Source organism: Neptunicoccus cionae, from assembly GCF_014643735.1.
Classification (GTDB): domain Bacteria; phylum Pseudomonadota; class Alphaproteobacteria; order Rhodobacterales; family Rhodobacteraceae; genus Amylibacter; species Amylibacter cionae.
In genome coordinates this window covers 537,944-555,674 of the sequence record NZ_BMKA01000001.1, presented here as the reverse complement: position 1 = coordinate 555,674, position 17,731 = coordinate 537,944, and the positions used below count along the sequence as shown (strand labels likewise).

At 57.7% G+C, this 17,731-nt stretch carries 15 protein-coding genes; 12 read left to right on the top strand and 3 right to left on the bottom strand.

Annotated features, from left to right (window positions below; translation table 11 throughout):
* Positions 1-47: 47 nt before the first annotated feature.
* Positions 48-1,301 carry a glycerate kinase type-2 family protein gene (locus tag IEX10_RS02455; protein ID WP_188670562.1) on the bottom strand — a complete coding sequence of 418 codons (1,254 nt, stop codon included), beginning with the start codon at positions 1,299-1,301 and terminating at the stop codon, positions 48-50.
* A 107-nt stretch (positions 1,302-1,408) separates the two neighbouring features.
* Here IEX10_RS02455 and IEX10_RS02450 point away from each other — a divergent pair, with 107 nt between their 5' ends.
* On the top strand, positions 1,409-2,707 hold the full coding sequence (locus IEX10_RS02450; protein ID WP_188670561.1) for an acetylornithine deacetylase/succinyl-diaminopimelate desuccinylase family protein: 1,299 nt from the start codon (positions 1,409-1,411) through the stop codon (positions 2,705-2,707).
* A gap of 150 nt (positions 2,708-2,857) precedes the next feature.
* Positions 2,858-4,330, top strand: coding sequence for an ABC transporter substrate-binding protein (locus tag IEX10_RS02445; RefSeq protein WP_188670559.1), 1,473 nt, complete (start codon positions 2,858-2,860; stop codon positions 4,328-4,330).
* A gap of 78 nt (positions 4,331-4,408) precedes the next feature.
* On the opposite strand, the gene IEX10_RS02440 is transcribed toward IEX10_RS02445, so the two are convergent.
* Positions 4,409-5,470: a response regulator gene (locus IEX10_RS02440; RefSeq protein WP_188670557.1), complete on the bottom strand. Its 1,062-nt coding sequence runs from the start codon at positions 5,468-5,470 to the stop codon at positions 4,409-4,411.
* 288 nt (positions 5,471-5,758) lie between these two features.
* Between IEX10_RS02440 and IEX10_RS02435 the strand changes: the two genes are divergently transcribed.
* Genes IEX10_RS02435 through IEX10_RS02410 form a run of 6 tightly spaced genes read left to right on the top strand, consistent with a single transcriptional unit; the run spans position 5,759 to position 12,211 of the window.
* Positions 5,759-6,703: an ABC transporter permease gene (locus IEX10_RS02435; protein WP_188670554.1), complete on the top strand. Its 945-nt coding sequence runs from the start codon at positions 5,759-5,761 to the stop codon at positions 6,701-6,703.
* Positions 6,700-7,533, top strand: coding sequence for an ABC transporter permease (locus tag IEX10_RS02430; protein WP_188670553.1), 834 nt, complete (start codon positions 6,700-6,702; stop codon positions 7,531-7,533). Before IEX10_RS02435 ends, IEX10_RS02430 begins: the two co-directional genes overlap by 4 nt.
* Entirely contained in the window at positions 7,530-9,122 is a 1,593-nt protein-coding gene (locus IEX10_RS02425) for an ABC transporter ATP-binding protein (protein WP_188670551.1), read from the top strand. The genes IEX10_RS02430 and IEX10_RS02425 overlap by 4 nt, the downstream gene beginning before the upstream one ends.
* Positions 9,122-10,579 (top strand): aldehyde dehydrogenase family protein, encoded by a 1,458-nt coding sequence (locus IEX10_RS02420; RefSeq protein ID WP_188670548.1) that lies wholly within the window; start codon positions 9,122-9,124, stop codon positions 10,577-10,579. The genes IEX10_RS02425 and IEX10_RS02420 overlap by 1 nt, the downstream gene beginning before the upstream one ends.
* Positions 10,580-10,638: 59 nt before the next feature.
* Positions 10,639-11,052 carry an acyl-CoA thioesterase gene (locus IEX10_RS02415; RefSeq protein ID WP_188670546.1) on the top strand — a complete coding sequence of 138 codons (414 nt, stop codon included), beginning with the start codon at positions 10,639-10,641 and terminating at the stop codon, positions 11,050-11,052.
* Positions 11,045-12,211 (top strand): winged helix-turn-helix domain-containing protein, encoded by a 1,167-nt coding sequence (locus IEX10_RS02410; RefSeq protein WP_188670544.1) that lies wholly within the window; start codon positions 11,045-11,047, stop codon positions 12,209-12,211. The genes IEX10_RS02415 and IEX10_RS02410 overlap by 8 nt, the downstream gene beginning before the upstream one ends.
* A gap of 38 nt (positions 12,212-12,249) precedes the next feature.
* Here the strand turns inward: IEX10_RS02410 and IEX10_RS19920 are convergent, their stop codons facing one another.
* Positions 12,250-14,046: a calcium-binding protein gene (locus IEX10_RS19920; RefSeq protein ID WP_229678405.1), complete on the bottom strand. Its 1,797-nt coding sequence runs from the start codon at positions 14,044-14,046 to the stop codon at positions 12,250-12,252.
* Between the two features lie 422 nt (positions 14,047-14,468).
* On the opposite strand from IEX10_RS19920, the gene IEX10_RS02400 reads away from it, so the two are divergent.
* Genes IEX10_RS02400 through IEX10_RS02385 form a run of 4 tightly spaced genes read left to right on the top strand, consistent with a single transcriptional unit; the run spans position 14,469 to position 17,697 of the window.
* A complete protein-coding gene (locus tag IEX10_RS02400) occupies positions 14,469-15,080 on the top strand; it encodes a glutathione S-transferase family protein (protein WP_188670542.1) in 612 nt (203 codons plus the stop codon).
* Positions 15,081-15,131: 51 nt separating this feature from the next.
* Entirely contained in the window at positions 15,132-15,878 is a 747-nt protein-coding gene (locus tag IEX10_RS02395) for an SDR family oxidoreductase (protein WP_188670540.1), read from the top strand.
* Positions 15,878-16,897 (top strand): P1 family peptidase, encoded by a 1,020-nt coding sequence (locus IEX10_RS02390; protein WP_188670538.1) that lies wholly within the window; start codon positions 15,878-15,880, stop codon positions 16,895-16,897. The genes IEX10_RS02395 and IEX10_RS02390 overlap by 1 nt, the downstream gene beginning before the upstream one ends.
* Complete coding sequence (locus IEX10_RS02385; protein WP_188670537.1) at positions 16,897-17,697, top strand: alpha/beta fold hydrolase; 801 nt, start codon at positions 16,897-16,899, stop codon at positions 17,695-17,697. The genes IEX10_RS02390 and IEX10_RS02385 overlap by 1 nt, the downstream gene beginning before the upstream one ends.
* The last annotated feature ends 34 nt before the right edge of the window (positions 17,698-17,731 follow it).

Sequence of the window (17,731 nt, the reverse complement as noted above, 5' to 3'; positions counted from 1 at the left end):
GGGGTCCTCAGTGTATCGGCACAATAAACCCTGCGGTGTCGCGGGCGTCAAGAACGCCGCAGGAACAGCTGCACATCTGCGACATTTGTACCTGTGCCGCCTGTGATCAATAAATCGCCAGCGGCTTGTAAAGCGTGATAGCTGTCATTGCGCGCCAACATGGCCTGCGGATTCAGCCCAGCGGCTTCAATGCGCGCGATGGTCCCGCTGTCCACCAGCCCCCCAGCCGCGTCGGTTGGCCCGTCGCGCCCATCGGTGCCTCCGCTTAGGAATACCCAGTCATCGCCAAGCGCCTGCGCACCAAGCGCGACGCGCAAGGCCAGTTCCTGATTGCGACCACCCAATCCGTCCCCGACAAGCCGCACGGTCGTTTCACCGCCAAACACCAGCACCTCTCCGCTTTGGGATTGCTGTGCCTGCGCAAGGATAAACGCTGCCGCCTCTGCCACATCACCGCACAGGGCATCCTCCACGATCCGCGCCGCCGGACAGGCCGCAAGCACCGCTTCCAGACTGACCCGATTGGACCCGATAATCCGGTTAAGGGCTGTCGCTGCGGTCACTGGTGGCGCGGTCTCCCCCTGGTCTAGATGCTGGCGTACGGCGGCTGGCATATCCTCCCATACACCGGCGTCCATAAGCGCCGCCTGCGCCGCAGCACAGGTGCCGACCGCTGATACGGTGGGTCCGCTCGCGACCACCCGCAGATCATCACCGATCACGTCAGACAAGATCAGACTGTGTACTTGCGCAGGGGCAGCGGCGCGTAGCAACCCGCCTCCCTTGATCCGGCTGAGACACTGGCGCACAAGGTTCATGCGGTTAATGTCCAGCCCGCTGCCCAGCAGCACCGCCCCCGCCTGTTGCTTTTCTTCAAAAGAGATTGCCGCCACCGGCGCAATGGCCAGCGCCGATCCACCACCGGACACCAACGCAAGCACTTGATCATCCGCGCCAAGCCCCTCCACGGCGCTTAACAGCGCATCTCCGGCAATTACGCTACCTGTGCCTGGAACCGGATGTTCGCCGCAGATCACGCGCACGCCTTGCACACTGTCCAGATCGGCCAAGTTTTCGTGATTGGTCACAGCTATTGCCAATGATGGTTCAGGCAAATGTAACAACGCCTCCTTCATCATCGCACAAGCCGCCTTTCCAACCGCCAGAACCACCAGTCGGCCTGCACAATCTGGCAGCGGATCAGCTTGAAGAGCGCGCGCCACAGCGCCGGCAGGGTCCGCAGCCCCTACCGCTGCCTCGAATAATTCCTCAGCGGCCTGTCGCAATTTCGATCTGGTCATAGCTGCCATCTCTATTGGTTTTGCCTCACAATAAGGCACTGTAAAAATTGCGCAAACCCCATTTTAAGCTCTTGATAACGCACATGGTTCCGGCGCAAGGTGACGCCATGGCTCATCAAGATAATATAGACCGACTGAACACGGAACTGGATCGCCGCAAGGACGATCTTATCGCTCTGACACAGGATCTGATCCGGATTCCCACACTCAACCCGCCAGGCGAGAATTACCGCCTGATTTGCGAATATCTGCGCGATCGTCTGGCACCGCGCTACTTTCAGTGTGAACTGATCCGCGCCCATGACACGCCGGGGGATTGCGAAAAATACCCCCGCTGGAACATTGTCGCACGGCGCGAAGGTGCACGCAGTGGCGAGTGCGTTCATTTTAACAGCCACACCGATATTGTGGAACTCGGTCAGGACTGGACCCGCGATCCATTTGGCGGTGAACTGGACGGAGACAAGATTTACGGACGCGGCGCCTGTGACATGAAAGGCGGGCTCGCCGCGTCAATCATCGCAGCCGAAGCTTTCGTGGATACCTTCCCCGACTTTTCTGGAGCCGTGGAAATCTCCGGCACCGCGGATGAGGAAACAGGCGGCTTTGGCGGCGTAGCTTACCTGGCGGAAAAGGGCTATTTTGCGCCGGCGCGCGTGCAGCATGTGATCATTCCCGAACCGCTTGGCCTTGATTCCATCTGTCTCGGGCACCGCGGTGCGTGGTGGGCAGAAATCGAAACCAAAGGCCGGATTGCCCACGGGTCCATGCCGTTTCTGGGCGATTGCGCTGTGCGTCACATGGGGGCGGTTCTCAACGAGATGGAAACCGAACTTTATCCCGCACTCGCGCAGAAACGCACCGATATGCCGGTGATCCCCAAAGGCGCGCGTCAGTCCACTATGAACATCAATTCCTTCCACGGCGGGCAGAACGAACCGGAAGCGGGCTTTACCGGCCTACCCAGCCCCTGCGTGCCCGACAGCGCCCGCATGGTGATTGACCGTCGCTTTCTGATCGAAGAAAACATCGATGATGTCCAAAAAGAGATCACTGACGTTCTGGAAAAGGTGAAATCGGAACGGGAGGGATTCGCCTATAAAATCCGCGAAATTCAGCGGATCATTCCGACCATGACAGCCAAAGACGCCCCTGTGGTCACGTCCGTGGCCAGCGCGATCCAGAATGTTTTGGGCAAACCGGCGGAATATGTGGTTTCGCCCGGATCCTACGACCAGAAGCACATCGACCGTATCGGTCAGCTGAAAAACTGCATCGCTTACGGTCCGGGGATTCTGGAATTGGCCCACCAGCCTGACGAATATGTCGAAGTATCCGCCATGTTGGACAGTGCCAAAATCATGGGACAAAGCCTGATTGACCTGCTGGTCGAAAAAGCGGCCTAACTCTATATCAGGGGGAATTTGCCGAATTCCCCTTGGCCTGACGCAATCCCACAGCGCCCGCTCTTGACCGATCGCGCCAATCCGCGTCAACTGAACCGGCAAATTTAAGCGCCATCCAAAAATCAGGCGCCAATCAACGGAGAGACTTCTATGACCTTTTTCAAAGCTACAGTGACGGCCAGCGCTGTCCTGCTTGCGACATCGGCACTTGCCAAGACCGATGTAATCGTAGCGATGCAGCTGGAACCGCCCCACCTCGACCCCACATCAGCAGCCGCTGGTGCGATTGACAACGTGGTCTATGCCAATGTGTTTGAGGGGCTCACACGCTTTGGGCCGGATGGCTCCGTGAACCCCGGACTGGCAGAATCTTGGGACATTTCCGAAGATGGGCTGACCTACACTTTCCATCTACAAGAGGGCGTGAAGTTCCACGATGGCACTGATTTTGATGCCAGCGATGTTGTATTCTCGCTTGATCGCGCCCGCGCTGAAGACAGTGCAAATGCGCAAAAAGCACTGTTCGCCGGCATTTCGGCGGTAGAGGCCGTGGACCCTAAAACGGTAAAGATCACGCTTGCCGCCCCGAATGGTTCCTTGCTGTTCAACCTCGCTTGGGGCGATGCGGTCATTGTTGCACCCGAAAGCATCGAGGCCATTAAGCAAAATCCGGTTGGCACCGGTGCCTTCAAATTTGACAACTGGGTACAGGGCGACAAAATCGATCTGACCCGCAACGCGGATTACTGGGGCACACCGGCGAAACTGGACAAAGCGACGTTCAAATTCATCTCTGACCCGACAGCGGGTTTTGCTGCGATGATGGCAGAAGACATTGACGTTTTCATCGGCTACCCCGCCCCCGAAAACATCCCCCAGTTTGAAGCAGACCCCCGCTTTCAGGTGATCCTTGGCAACACAGAAGGGGAAACCATTCTGGGCACCAACAACAAACAAGCCCCGTTTGACAACGTCAAAGTGCGCAAGGCGCTGGCCCATGCGATTGACCGTCAAGCGATCATCGACGGCGCTATGTTCGGTCTGGGCACCCCGATCGGGTCCCACTTTGCGCCCCATAACCCTGACTATGTCGATCTGACCGGCAACAGCCAGTACGATCCCGAGCTGGCCAAAAAACTGCTGGCCGAGGCCGGATTTGCTGACGGGTTCAAAACCACATTAAAACTGCCACCGCCCTCTTACGCCCGTCGCGGCGGTGAAATCATCGCCGCCCAACTGCGTGCAGTGGGAATTGACGCCGAGATCAGCAATCTGGAATGGGCGCAATGGCTGGAGCAGGTTTTCCGTGGCAAGGACTTTGGTCTGACGATTGTGTCCCACACTGAACCGTTTGACATCGGCATCTATGCCCGTCCCGATTACTACTTCCAGTATGACAACGCAGAGTTCCAAGGCCTGATCGAAGACCTGAGCGTTGAGGCTGACACGGACAAACGCTCAGAGATGATCAAGAAGGCGCAGAACATGATCTCTGAAGATTACGTGAACGCCTATCTGTTCCAGCTGGCAATTCCGACAATTGCCAAAGCCGATCTGCAAGGGCTGTGGAAAGATGCGCCGACCCAAGCGGTTGATCTGACTGCAGTTGGCTGGGCCGAGTAAGCCCCCGACCGATCCCAAACAAACGCCCCGACCCTAGGTCGGGGCGTTTTGCGTTTTAGCAGGAATTCTTGGCGTGTCTTATCGGGACCGGCCAACTGCCTTGGGCCGCGTGAGCAGTTGGGACACGTCACTCAACAGCGACGAAGCGGCAGGGGCAGTTGTTACCATTGGTTCGCTTTTGGGACGAAGGGTCGCTACCGCAGTGTCGCCTCGCTCTGTAAGGTCGCGCATCAGAACGCTTTTGCGTGCAACAGTCAGGCTGTTAATCCGCGCTTCGGTGTTATCGGTCTGAAAGGGCTTAGGCTCTCCCAGAAGGATCTGCGCTTCGCCGTCAAAGCCCAATTTCTGCGCGGTTTCGGCGATTTCCGGTGCCAATGTCGTATGATAGGCCATCGCGCGGTTTTTCGGGATCGGGCGTGGTGACATCACCAGAAAGTTGCCGTCCCCTTCATAAGCGATCAAGGCGCCCCGACCGGCAACCGCATTGCGCAGCTGCGCACCGGTGCTGTTGATGAAGGCGCGGAAGTCTGTTGCGGAAAGCTGATCAAACACAGCGGCAACATTCACCAAACGAACGCTGAGCAGGCAGCCGGAAAATCCGGTGTCCGGCATCCGCATCAGAATGTTTTCCTGCATCAATGTGTCTACCGCCCCGTCAAACCCTTGCAGGGTGATCGCTTCGGAAAGATTAAGCGCGTTCAGCGCGTCCAGCTTCTCGCGCCATTGCAGCGCAACGATTTCAAACTGTTTGTGCTGGTTTACTTGCGCGCTAAGGATGTTTGCCGCACGGATGCGCGCGCCCAACTCTAATCCGTTGAACGGCTTGGTGACAAAATCCGTGGCCCCCGCGCCGTAAGCCCGATCCATAGAGCTTTGATCGCTCAGGCCCGTGATCATCAGGACAGGGGTTTTCTGATAAGCAGCTTTGGTGCGGATCTCTGCACACAATTCCACCCCGTCCATATCCGGCATCAGAATATCCAGCAGGAAACAGTCAAACGGCGTATCGGTATTTTCCAGTGAAGCCAGCGCCTCGGCGCCGCTTTGTGCTGCCGTAATATCCGTGTAGCCGCCCGCCTCAAGCGTAGCCTGCAACACGTTAAGCGCGAGAGTATCATCATCGACCGCCAGAATTTTCATTACGCACCCCTCATACCGCGTTCTCGCATCTAATCACCCGAGAGATTCTCTCTGCGAGCTCTGCAACTTGCCTAAAGTTAGAACAGGAAGTGCTTAAAATTGTGCTATAAATGTGTTGATATTGCGTCGTGGGTTCAGGGAGGCTGGCGCGGACAGCCCGGTGCGGCGCGACGAATTGCCAAAGAAACAAGGGGCTGGACCATCTGGTTACAAGCTTCTTCGCAAGGGACTGAAATCCTTTGCATTCTGCTCTTTACCAGCCGCGCTCTCCTGCCTAATCTCCGCCCCATGCTGCGCTATACATTATCACGACTCCAGTCTCTTATCCTCAGCCTGATTGTTGCATCTATTGTGATCTTCGCAACCGTTGAGGTCGTCCCCGGCGATCCGGCGAGTTTCATGCTCGGGATGAATGCCCAACCCGATACCATCGCTGCACTGCGCGAACAGCTCGGGCTCGATGTGCCGCTGTGGCAGCGGTATCTGCACTGGGCGACCGGTTTGCTCGGGGGGGATTTTGGCACCTCTTATACCTATCGCACGCCAATTTCCGAGATGATCGGAGATCGGCTTTGGATCAGTCTGCCTTTGGCGATATATGCGCTGACCCTGTCCACGCTGATCGCCTTTCCTGCCGGTATTCTGGCGGCAACACGGCGCGGGTCTGCTACGGATGTCGGGGTGATGGGCATCACCCAACTGGGCGTGGCAATCCCGAACTTCTGGTTTGCTATGTTGATGGTGCTTGTCTTTGCGATCAACCTGCGCTGGTTTTCGGCGGGCGGTTTTCCGGGCTGGGAGGATCCGCTGCTGGCCATGAAAGCGCTGACCTTGCCTGCAATTGCGCTGGCCTTGCCCCAAGCCTCTATTCTTGCGCGGGTCATGCGCTCTGCGCTGCTAGATACGCTGTCTGAAGATTACGTACGTACCGCCCGCGCGAAAGGGCTGACACGCCGCCAAACCCTGTGGCGCCACGCCCTGCGTAATGCACTTATTCCGGTGCTGACCATTATCGGGCTGCAATTCTCGTTCTTGATGGCCGGTGCCATTATCATTGAGAACGTCTTCTTCCTGCCCGGACTGGGGCGTCTGGTATTTCAGGCCATCAGCCAGCGGGATCTGATCGTGGTAGAAAGCGTTGTGATGCTGCTGGTCTTTGCCGTGATTATCGTAAATTTCGCCGTCGACATTGCCTATGCCATTGTAGACCCAAGACTGCGGGGCAACCGATGAGAGCCTTACTTACCAACCGGAACTTTGCAATCGGCCTGCTGCTGACCTCGGTCTTTGTGGCCGGAGCGCTGATTTCTTTCCTGTGGACCCCCCACGACACCAGCGGGGTCGATATTGCCAACAAGCTGAAGAAACCCTTAAGCGAGGGGTATCTGCTCGGGACTGACCACTTCGGTCGGGATATCCTGTCGATGATCATGGTCGGCGCACGCACGTCTATTGCGGTGGCGGTCGTTGCTGTTGGGATCGGGATTGTGATTGGCGTGCCTTTGGGGCTTGCGGCAGCAGCGTCGCAAGGATCGCTGATGGACGAGATCATTATGCGCTCTAACGATCTGGTCTTTGCCTTTCCATCGCTGGTGATTGCCATCCTGATCACAGCGATATTCGGACCGTCTGCGGTGAATGCGATCATCGCTATCGGCATTTTCAACGTGCCAGTTTTTGCACGGCTAACCCGCGGGGCGGCGCTGTCTTTGTGGAAGAGGGACTATGTTTTATCCGCACAGGTTGCAGGTAAGGGTCCGGCGCGGATTTCCTTTGAACACATCCTGCCCAACGTCACCAACTTACTGATTGTACAGGGCACCATCCAGTTTTCGCTTGGCATTCTGGCCGAAGCTGGCCTGTCCTATGTTGGCCTTGGCGCACAGCCGCCGATCCCGTCTTGGGGGCGTATGCTGGCGGAATCCCAGACAATGATCTCCTTTGCGCCCCATATGGCCCTGCTGCCCGGGCTTGCGATTGTCTTCACCGTTTTGGGTTTGAACCTGATGGGGGACGGGCTGCGGGATATTTTCGACCCACGTATCAGGCGGGAAAAACGATGAGCTTACTGTCTATTTCCAACCTCAACCTGTCGATCCGCAAGAAACCGATCCTGCGGGATGTATCCCTGTCAGTGGATGCAGGCCAGATCGTCGGCATCATTGGCGAGAGCGGGTCTGGCAAATCCATGACCGCCTATTGTGTGACCCAACTGTTGCCCGAGGGGCTGACGGCGACAGGGGATATCCGGTTTAACGGCAAAAACATCCTAAGCACCAGCGAAACGGATATGTGCGCCATTCGCGGTGCCGAGATTTCGATGGTCTTTCAGGAACCCATGACCGCGCTGAACCCTGTGCATACCATCGGGCAGCAGGTGGCAGAAACCATTTTGATCCACGAACCCCAAACCTCCAAAGCCGAGGCACTGGAGCGGGCGCGGGATGCGCTGAACCGCGTGGAGCTGCCGGAAAGCCGCTTCCCGCTTTCGCGGTATCCCCATGAAATGTCAGGCGGCCAGCGCCAGCGGGTTGTGATTGCTATGGCAATTGCCCTGCGCCCCAAGCTGCTGATCGCGGATGAACCGACCACCGCACTGGATGTGACGACACAGGCCGAGATTTTGACCCTGCTCACCCGTCTGGTACGCGAGGACGGGATGGGGTTGATGATCATCACCCACGACCTCGCCGTGGTGGCGGATATGGCGGACTATATCCACATCATGCAACAGGGGCAGATTGTGGAACACGGTCCCGCCGACCGCCTGTTCCAGACCATGCAGCACCCCTACTCCAAGGCTCTGCTGGCGGCGTCTGCTCATGTGCCGGACCGCGAACCACCCCAAGGGGAAACGCCCCTGCTGGAAGTTCGCAATGTGCTGCGGGACTACGCCCTGCCCCGCACCAAGCTGTTTGCCAAACCCGAAAGCTTTCGGGCCGTCAACGACGTGTCTTTCACTATCCGCAAGGGCGAGAGCCTCGGGCTGGTAGGCGAAAGCGGCTGTGGGAAATCCACCCTGACGCGGGCTATTCTGGGGCTTGAGGAAATTCAGGGCGGTGAGATCCTGCTTTCTGGCGAACCTGTGTTTACCGGCAAAAAACCGAACCGCGCGGTGCGGCGCAAGATGCAGGTAGTGTTTCAAGACCCCTATGGCAGCTTTAATCCCCGCCACCGCGTGGACCGGCTGATCACTGAACCCTTTTATCTGCTTGATACCACCCCGCCCGATCGTGAGGACCGGATCGCCGAGGCCCTGCGATCGGTTGGGCTGACGCCGGATGATGCGTTCAAATACCCCCACGAATTTTCCGGCGGCCAGCGTCAGCGCATCGCAATTGCCCGCGCCCTGATCATCAAGCCGGAACTGATTATTCTGGACGAGGCCGTGTCGGCCCTTGATGTGTCAATTCGTGCGCAAATCCTTGATCTGTTGGCCGAACTGTCGGAAACCCACGGACTGACCTATCTGTTTATCTCCCATGATTTGTCTGTGGTGCGTTCCATCACCGACCGTGTTCTGGTAATGCAGCATGGAAAAATCGTCGAACAGGGCGAAACACAAAGTGTTTTCGACAACCCGACCGATATTTACACACAAACCCTAATTGCAGCCGCCCCGCGCCTGCCCGAAGACCTGAGGAATTTCTGATGCCCCTTCCCCCCGATCTGTGGTTCGATCCAACCAAATGTTTCATCAACGGTGAATGGGTTGCCCCCTTAGGCGGGGAGCAACTGGGCCTGACAGATCCATCCACCGGCGCCGAAATCGGCACGATTGCGCGGGGCACCGCACAGGATGTAGACGCTGCCGTTGCCGCCGCGGATGCAGCGCGCAAGGGCGAATGGGGCCGGATGCCTGCGTTTGAACGGGGTCGCATCCTTGCCAAGCTTGGCCATTTGATCCTGACCAAAACCGAAGAACTGGCACGGCTGGAATCCACCGATGTAGGCAAACCGCTGACACAGGCCCGCGCAGACGCGGTTGCGATGGCCCGTTACATGGAATTCTACGCCGGTGCCGCCGATAAGGTGCACGGCGAAACCATCCCCTACCTCGATGGTTACACCGTCTACACCCTGCGCGAACCCCACGGCGTAACCGGCCATATCGTGCCGTGGAACTATCCGATGCAGATCATCGGTCGCTCGGTCGGCGCGGCGCTGACGATGGGCAACACCTGTGTGCTGAAACCGGCGGAAGAAGCCTGCCTGACAGCCCTAGCCTTTGCCGATCTGGCCCATCAGGCCGGTCTGCCCGCGGGTGTATTGAACGTGGTTCCCGGACTCGGCGCCGAGGCTGGTGCGGCGTTGTCCTCCCATAAAGGCGTGCATCACATGTCCTTTACGGGGTCGGTTGCAACCGGTGTGCGCATCCAGACCGCTGCGGCGCAGAATGTCATTCCGGTGACGCTGGAGCTGGGCGGGAAATCCCCGCAACTGGTGTTTGATGATGCGGATATCGACGCTGCCCTGCCGTTTCTGGTGAATGGTGGCATCCAGAATGCGGGCCAGACCTGCTCGGCGGCCTCTCGTATCCTCGTGCAGCGTGGCGTCTATGACGAGGTGCTGGCGAAAATGGCCGCTAAATACGGTGAACTGCGCGTCGGTCCGGCCTTGTCCGACCTGAACGTTGGTCCGCTGATCTCTGCCCGTCAGAAACAGATCGTTACCGGTTTTCTCGACAAAGGCAAAGATCTGGAGAGAGCAGCGCAGGCCGTGATCGTCGATGACGCCCCCGAGGGCGGGCATTACGTGGCCCCGACCCTGTTCGCAGGTGTCAGCGCCGATCACACACTGGCGCAAGACGAGATTTTCGGCCCCGTTCAGGTGGTTATCCCGTTTGACAGCGAAGAAGAAGCGGTCGCGATTGCCAATGGCACCGATTACGGGCTGGTGGCTTCGGTCTGGTCGCAAAACGGCGCGCGTCAGATGCGGCTTGCTAAGGCGATTGATACCGGTCAGGTGTTCCTGAACAACTATGGTGCAGGTGGCGGTGTGGAACTGCCCTTTGGCGGTGTCGGCAAATCCGGTCATGGCCGTGAAAAAGGGTTCGAAGCCCTGTTCGGCTTCTCCAAACTGAAAACGGTCGCCGCTCTGCACGGCTGATTGCAAACCAACCTAACGGGCCCGAGCATGCTCGGGCCGCGTCGACCTTGGATAGACAGATGAAAACCTTGCTGAACACCCATAATTTCACTGTCCGCCCTTCCGATTGTGATCCGCTTGGCCACATGAACGTGGCGCGGTATCTGGACGGGTGTTCGGACGCGGGGTTCACCCTGCAAGCCGCATGGACCTTAACGCCGCGGGACATCCGCGACGGGCGGCAACTGGCCTTTGTGGTGGTCAACGCCAACTCCAACTTTATTCGTGAACTGCACATCGGCGAGACGGTGAACATCCAGTCCGAACTGCTAAAGATCGGGGGCAAGTCCTGTCAGGTTTGCCACCACTTCATGAAGGGCGACACGGAGGTGTTCAACTCCACCTTCACGCTGGTCCTGATGAACCTGCAAAGCCGCAGTGCCGAACCGATCCCCGACGATCTGCGCGCCGCCATGCAGAAGGCCCATGCTTAGGGTCTCCAACAAACAGGCCCGTGCGCTTTGGCTGCACAGTAATGGCCTCTCGGCCAGCCCCACCGGCCCGCTTGATGTGATGCAGATGATCCACGATCTGGGGTTCGTCCAGATCGACACTATCCGAAATGTGACCCGCGCCCATCATCATATCTTGTGGTCGCGCAACCAAAACTACCGCGAAAAGATGCTTTGGCCCCTACTTGGCACGCACCGCCAGATTTTCGAGCATTTCACCCATGACGCATCACTGCTGCCGATGGCGTTTTACCCCATGTGGGCGCGCCAGTTCCGCCGCTGGGGGGAACGGGTGGCCCGCGCGCCTTGGTATCAATCCGGTCTGGCAAAATCGGCCAAGCAGGAAATCTTGCAGCGGATAGAGTCCGAAGGCGCTTTGTCCACCCATGCCTTTGACACCAAGATCGAAGGCCCGCGGGAAATGTGGGCGCGCCCACCCCATAAAAAAGCGTTGGATCAAATGTGGTACGCGGGGGAGCTATCCACCTGCTATCGCATAAACTTTGTGAAGTACTACAACCTGACGGATCGCGTGGTGCCTGCGCATCTGCGTGAGCCAACCGCCGATGATGCCGGCCAGATCGACTGGCTCTGCCGCAATGCACTGGCGCGGTTGTCCTTTGGCACCCAAGGCGAAATCCAGCGGTTCTGGGAGGCAATGGACGCCAAGGAAACCCGCAGTTGGGTCGCCGCACAAAAAGAACTGGTGCCTGTGGAAATCGAACTGGCCGATGGCAGCGCCTACCCTGTTTTCGGCGCCCCCGACATCGAGCAGCGTCTTTCAGAATGCCCGGCCCCAAGCAGCCGCCTGCGTATTCTCAACCCGTTTGATCCGGCAATCCGCGACAGGAACCGTCTAAAGCGCCTGTTCGGATTCGAATATGTGAATGAAATGTTCGTTCCCGCCGCCAAACGCCGCTGGGGATACTACGTCTACCCCCTACTGGAACGGGACAGGTTCGTGGGACGGGTCGAGCTGCGGGCGGATCGCGCCAAGAACATCATGCAAGTCACCGGCTTTTGGCCCGAACCCAAGGTCACATGGGGACCGCCCCGCCTGCGCAAGTTTGAAAGCGAATTGACCCGCTTCGCACGACTGGCCGGAATTACCCAGATAGACTGGATTGCGCAGCGCCCCTAAGGCACGCCGCGCAAGCCAGTCGAATACGACCCTCTACTTCAGACAATATCTATATCGTTTCTCAGGACAGCCAGATCATCTACCCCTTCAATGGTCAACGTGTCCGTCCCGAAATCAAACACCGCATCGCCGTCTTCGATTGTTGCGTATTTGCGCAGCAGTTTCGCAACGCCGAAATCCCCGCTCCACAGGTTTGCGTTCAATTCGATCGTGTCCTTATCGTCCTGAAAGTCCGAAATCGTGTCGTGGCCGCCCTTTTTGGCAAACACAAACGTATCCGCGCCACCGTCGCCCCGCAGGGTGTCATTGCCTTTCTGCCCGTCAAGCCGATCATTCCCGCCACCGCCGCGCAAATCATCCTTGCCGCCGCCGCCCAGCAGTTTGTCCTTACCACCGCCGCCGTTCAGCAGGTCATTCCCGCCGCCACCTTTCAGCGTGTCCCGACCACCGCCGCCGTTCAGATCATCCGCGCCGCCATTGCCCAGCAGCTTGTCTTTGCCAGCACCCCCCGTCAGCTTGTCATCACCGCCAAGACCTTTGAGCGTGTCATTGCCCCCCTTGCCGTCGATTTCATCATCTCGTTTGGTCCCCTTCAAAACGTCAGCCGCTTTGGTCCCTTCGATCACGTCCGATCCACCGCCGCTGCCGCCAGCACTGATCTGCTGAACGTTGCCATACCAGTCGATCATAAAGCCGGTACCATCCGCAAAGATATGGCCATAGCCCGTGCCACTATTGCCGCTTTCAAAATCGGCCAGACCCAAAATATCACCATCAGGATTGCCGCTTGCATCAAACAGTTGCGCGTAAGCTTGCGGATCGCCGGTGATGACCCAGTTCTTATCAAATGTCACAACGAACCCACCCGCATCCAAAGCGTAAACCCGCGCGTGGAACTGTTCTCCGGTGGTGTGGTTAACGTTCGCCATTGTCTGTTTCTGCGCGATAGAACCGTCTGCGTTCAGGATCGTCAGCCAAACCTCGGTGCTGTCTGTTCCATCCATACTGTCATTCCAAACAACAGCCACGCGTCCGTCTGCCAACACCGTTGCATCAACGACCCCATCCAGCCAAACTGCGGCATTGCTGGAGTCCCCGTGTGTGCCATCCGAAACCACGAATTCTCCATCGCCGGTAGCCGTCCCGTCTAGATTAAACAGCTGCCCGTACACTGTATCTGTCGCCGGATTGCGGTGCAGAGCCATAATCTTGTTTCCAACCTGCAAGACCTCCAGCCCATCCACGCCCTGCGCAAATATTCCCGACTTATCAAACGTACCAACAATCGAGGTTTTTGATAGGCTGACGCCGTTCTCGTCCAAAATTTCCAGCTTGGCGGTATAGGACACCCTGTCAAGATACAGCAACGCAGAGTTGCCATTTGACAGGATCGCCGTGTCGGAATCCTCAAACTTCATATAGCCTTCGCCGGTTTTTACTGGATCACCTAGTTTGCCTTTGGCATCCCACGTGATGGTCGCCCTATGTTCGTCATAGGGAATAAAGACGCCGTCTTTTGAATGGCCATGGGTAAACTGCGAGATGTGAAACACCAGTCCGTCAGTGCCATTGGCCGACACATGAAAGACATTCTGTCCAAACCCGCCCGGCGCAACGTCAAAGTCCAGATGTGCCCCAAGTGCGACTTTTTCTTGTAAAACTTCGCCGTCCTTATTCAGCACCGAGTAGAACATACGTTCGCCGTAGATCCAGCCCCCGCCCGGCCCCCATTCGGATACAAACCAGAGATAGACAATCTTCTCGTCCACCACAAAGGTTCGGGCGTGCCCGCCCGGGCTGATATTAAAAACTTCACCAATTGTTGAAAGAGCCATTCAAACTTCCCCCACAGGACTGCGACCTCTGGTAGAAATACGTCGCAATCTGATAATTTAAGAATAATATTCGTGCCAAATATTCTGACGAAAGTGATCTTACGATAAGTTCTCTAGCGATCAACTGTTTTGTGTATCGCCCCGAAAGGCGCAAAAACTGTTGCGAAACCTTGCCTACAGCAACGCATAAGTTCCTCTGAAAGGCCGCTGGAAGAATATGCGGTCAAACTTCTGACGTACGGTAGCGCGCTTGTAGAAACACCCGCTCGGGATTGTAAAAACTGTTTCTAATCAGTATAGAACCCCCCAATCCATTGAGCAGTATTTCCGATCTTCTTAACGTCGCGCGCCGAAATACTGTCTGACTGGGCTTGCATTCGCAGCGGTAAGGGCAGAACCATACCGCAAACGGGGGAACCACCATGATCAAAGTCCATCACCTGAACCGCTCTCGCAGCTTGCGTATTCTCTGGCTTCTGGAGGAGCTGGGGCTGGAGTACCAAGTCATCCGCTATGAACGGGACGCCAAGACCAATCTCGCGCCGCCCGAACTGCTGGCGCTACATCCGTTGGGCAAAAGTCCGATGATTGAAATGGACGGTCGGTTGATCTGTGAATCCGCCGCCATTGTCGAAGCGATCTGCGCCAAACACGGTCCCGATCTGATACCCGCACAGGACACTGACGCCTATACCACCCATATGGAGCTGATGCATTTTGCCGAAGGTTCGGTAATGATCCCGGTCCTTCTGAACCTCTATACAGGTCGGCTTGGGGATGCGGCAGCCCCGTTGCAACCCCGTATCCAGTCCGAACTGACCAGCCATTTCGCTTATATGGAACAGATGCTGCGTCCCTCGGGCCATTACGTGCTGGACGATTTGTCCGCGGCTGACATCATGCTCAGTTTTCCGGCCACAGTGGCCTTGCGCATGGACCGCGCGGCAGATTTCCCCAAACTCGCCGCTTTCGTGGACTGGATGAAAAACCGGCCCGCATTTCAAGCAGCATTAACAAAGGGCGGCGGGGACTGACCCCCAGCGCCCGTCCTAACTTCACAAGACCAAGACACAGGAAAATCACACATGAAACTTGCAGGAAAAACCGCGATTGTTACCGGCGCAGCATCTGGCTTTGGTGCAGGGATTGCAGCCAAGTTCATTGCAGAAGGCGCGCAGGTTCTGCTGGCAGACATCAATGGCGACGGCGCAGCGGAAACTGCTGCCTCTCTTGGGGACAAAGCCGCGGGCTGTCAGGCTGATGTTGGTTCGGCTGACTCGGTCGAGGCAATGATGCAAACCGCGCTCGAGCGTTTCGGCAAGCTGGACATTCTGGTGAACAACGCCGGTGTGACCCACCTTCCTGCCCCGATGGAAGAGGTCAGCGAAGAAGATTTCAACCGCGTCTTTAACGTGAACATGAAGTCCATCTACCTTGCAGGTCGCATTATCGTGCCACATATGAAAGCCAATAAAGCCGGCGCAATCCTGAACATTGCCTCCACAGCCGGTGTCAGCCCGCGCCCGAACCTGAACTGGTACAATGCCTCAAAGGGCTGGGCGATCACTGCAACCAAAGCGATGGCTGTAGAGCTCGCGCCATTCGGAGTGCGGGTGAACGCGCTAAATCCTGTGGCTGGCGAAACCCCGTTGCTGAAGTCCTTTATGGGCGAAGATACCCCCGAGGTGCGCGCGAAATTCGTTTCGACCATTCCGCTCGGACGTTTTTCCACAGCCGAAGACATGGGCAATGCCGCAAGCTTCCTGTGCTCCGAAGAAGCCTCCATGATCACAGGCGTTGCGATGGAAGTGGACGGCGGGCGCTGCATCTGATGCAGATCGGCGCGCGTAATCTGATCACCGATGTTCCCGGCCTCAAGGTCGGGAACGCGCAGGACGGCGGGCTGAAATCCGGCGCCACAGTCCTGCTGGGGGACGCACCTTTCGTGGCATCGGTTGCGGTGATGGGCGGGGCGCCTGGCACGCGGGAAACCGATCTGCTGGAACCCGACAAGCTGGTCGATCAGATCGACGCGCTCGTGCTGGCAGGCGGCTCGGCCTTTGGGCTAGACGCGGCAACAGGCATTCAGGAGCGCCTGCGCCAGAACAGACGCGGCTTTTCCATTGGCCCTGCTGTAATCCCGATTGTACCTGCCGCGATAATCTTTGACCTTCTTAACGGTGGCAACAAAGACTGGGATCGCAATCCCTACTATGACCTTGGCCTGCAAGCCTACGATAACGCATCCGAAACCTTTGACATTGGTACAGCTGGTGCAGGCACAGGCGCTTTGTCTGCCATGCACAAAGGGGGGCTGGGGTCCGCGTCCTTTGTGCTCGACAGCGGCCACACTGTCGGGGCGCTGGTCGCGGCAAACCCGATCGGCGCCGTGACCCAACCCGGCAGCCGTCACTTCTGGGCAGCCCCGTTTGAAATGAACGGCGAATTCGGCGGTGTGGGTGTCAGCCCGCAAACCGGCGTCGCCAGCCCCGAACCCAGCCGCAAGGTCGCGGCCATGTCCCGCTTTGGCACCGTTCCCCACGCTGCCCCGACAAACACAACAGTCGCGATCATCGCAACCGATGCACCGCTGACCAAAGCCGAATGCAAACGGCTCGCTACTGCGGCTCATGATGGTATGGCACGCGCGATCATGCCAAGCCACACACCCCACGACGGAGACTTGATCTTTGCGCTGTCCACCAGCAAACGATTGGCTGAACCAGCTGCAGACCTGATGACCCTCGGCAACGCGGCCGCGCACTGTTTGTCCCGCGCCATCGCCCGCGCCGTCTATTCCGCGACCCCAAAAGCAGGCGATCTGTTACCCTGCTGGTCCGAGGACACCTGATGCCCACACTCCCCCGCCCTGACGTCGATCTCTACTATGAAATCTCTGGCGAGGGACCGCCCCTGCTGCTGATACCGGGAATGCTGTCAGACAGTGCAAGCTGGCTGCCCCTGATCCCGCTGCTGGCCCCGCATTTTACACTGATCCGCGTGGACAACCGCGCCACGGGCCGGATGCAAAAGTGCGCACCTTTCACGCTGGAAGACTGTGTAAACGACATTGCAGCCCTGCTCGATCATCTGGACCTGAACGAAGTTCACGTCGCAGGCCATTCTATGGGCGGTTTTTTGACGCTGATGCTGGCAGATCGCGCGCCAAAGCGGCTCGCATCTATCAGCCTCTTGACCTCTGCGCCGATCAACGGACCACGCAACTTCCTGCTGTTTGACCAAGCCCTGCAGATACGGCGCAATGCCGACCTGCCCGAGGGCTTCTGGCTGCGCAATCTGTTCCCGTGGTTCATGTCGCCCGCATTCTTCAGCGATCCGGCATATCTGGACGCCTCAATCGCAGCATCGCAGGCTTATCCCTTCGCGCAAACGGCAGACTCTATGGAGTTGCAGTTAAATGCGCTAACCGGATTTAACGCCACGCCCTATGTGAAGCCCCTGCCCTGCCCTGCGCAAGCGATCCTCGGGGCGAATGATCTGCTGTTTTCCGAATTCGATGCGAAAGAGGCGCTTGCCCCGATCCGCGACCTGAAGATCTCAACCATCAAAGACGCAGCCCATTCAATCCACTGGGAGCAACCCCAAAACGTAGCAGAGGCGCTCAGGTATTTTGCCCTGAACGCCCCCTGATTTCTTCTGGCTAAAAATATCCCCGCGCGGAGCG

Coding starts and splice junctions, on each gene's coding strand:
- IEX10_RS02455 (WP_188670562.1), bottom strand. CDS start 1,301: ATGACCAGATCGAAATTGCGACAGGCCGCTGAGGAATTATTCGAGGCA.
- IEX10_RS02450 (WP_188670561.1), top strand. CDS start 1,409: ATGGCTCATCAAGATAATATAGACCGACTGAACACGGAACTGGATCGC.
- IEX10_RS02445 (WP_188670559.1), top strand. CDS start 2,858: ATGACCTTTTTCAAAGCTACAGTGACGGCCAGCGCTGTCCTGCTTGCG.
- IEX10_RS02440 (WP_188670557.1), bottom strand. CDS start 5,470: ATGAAAATTCTGGCGGTCGATGATGATACTCTCGCGCTTAACGTGTTG.
- IEX10_RS02435 (WP_188670554.1), top strand. CDS start 5,759: ATGCTGCGCTATACATTATCACGACTCCAGTCTCTTATCCTCAGCCTG.
- IEX10_RS02430 (WP_188670553.1), top strand. CDS start 6,700: ATGAGAGCCTTACTTACCAACCGGAACTTTGCAATCGGCCTGCTGCTG.
- IEX10_RS02425 (WP_188670551.1), top strand. CDS start 7,530: ATGAGCTTACTGTCTATTTCCAACCTCAACCTGTCGATCCGCAAGAAA.
- IEX10_RS02420 (WP_188670548.1), top strand. CDS start 9,122: ATGCCCCTTCCCCCCGATCTGTGGTTCGATCCAACCAAATGTTTCATC.
- IEX10_RS02415 (WP_188670546.1), top strand. CDS start 10,639: ATGAAAACCTTGCTGAACACCCATAATTTCACTGTCCGCCCTTCCGAT.
- IEX10_RS02410 (WP_188670544.1), top strand. CDS start 11,045: ATGCTTAGGGTCTCCAACAAACAGGCCCGTGCGCTTTGGCTGCACAGT.
- IEX10_RS19920 (WP_229678405.1), bottom strand. CDS start 14,046: ATGGCTCTTTCAACAATTGGTGAAGTTTTTAATATCAGCCCGGGCGGG.
- IEX10_RS02400 (WP_188670542.1), top strand. CDS start 14,469: ATGATCAAAGTCCATCACCTGAACCGCTCTCGCAGCTTGCGTATTCTC.
- IEX10_RS02395 (WP_188670540.1), top strand. CDS start 15,132: ATGAAACTTGCAGGAAAAACCGCGATTGTTACCGGCGCAGCATCTGGC.
- IEX10_RS02390 (WP_188670538.1), top strand. CDS start 15,878: ATGCAGATCGGCGCGCGTAATCTGATCACCGATGTTCCCGGCCTCAAG.
- IEX10_RS02385 (WP_188670537.1), top strand. CDS start 16,897: ATGCCCACACTCCCCCGCCCTGACGTCGATCTCTACTATGAAATCTCT.